This is a genomic window from Collinsella aerofaciens, from assembly GCF_020709435.1.
GTDB classification, from domain to species: Bacteria; Actinomycetota; Coriobacteriia; order Coriobacteriales; family Coriobacteriaceae; genus Collinsella; species Collinsella aerofaciens_AU.
In genome coordinates this window covers 1-355 of record NZ_JAJFDP010000057.1, presented here as the reverse complement: position 1 = coordinate 355, position 355 = coordinate 1, and the positions used below count along the sequence as shown (strand labels likewise).

Here is a 355-nt window from a genome sequence, read left to right as displayed (position 1 = left end):
CACGTCTTCTACGAGGCCCGGGCCGCGCAGCTGTGCGCCGACTCGGTGCTCGTCTCGTCCAGGCGCGGGATCGACGCCGACGAGCCGGCCGCGGCGGCCAGGCTGGAGGCCATCAGGGACTGCCTGCGCCGGGGGCTCTCGCCCGAGCAGATGGCCGCATGCAACGGAGGGCCGGTGGACCTGTCGCCGTCGACCATCTACCGCTGGGTCGCGGCGGGCTACGACGGCATGACCAACATGGAGCTCAGGCGCAAGGTCGGCTACAGGCCGAGGAGGCGCGCCGCCGTCCGGGCGGCCACGCGCCACTCCGCCCGCAGGTCATACGCCGCGTTCCTCGCCCTCGGGGAGGACGCGT

At 74.1% G+C, this 355-nt stretch carries 1 pseudogene; it reads left to right on the top strand.

Going from position 1 to position 355, the window contains the following annotated elements:
* Positions 1 to 355 (top strand): annotated as a pseudogene (locus LK493_RS10120) (IS30 family transposase); the annotation flags it as partial.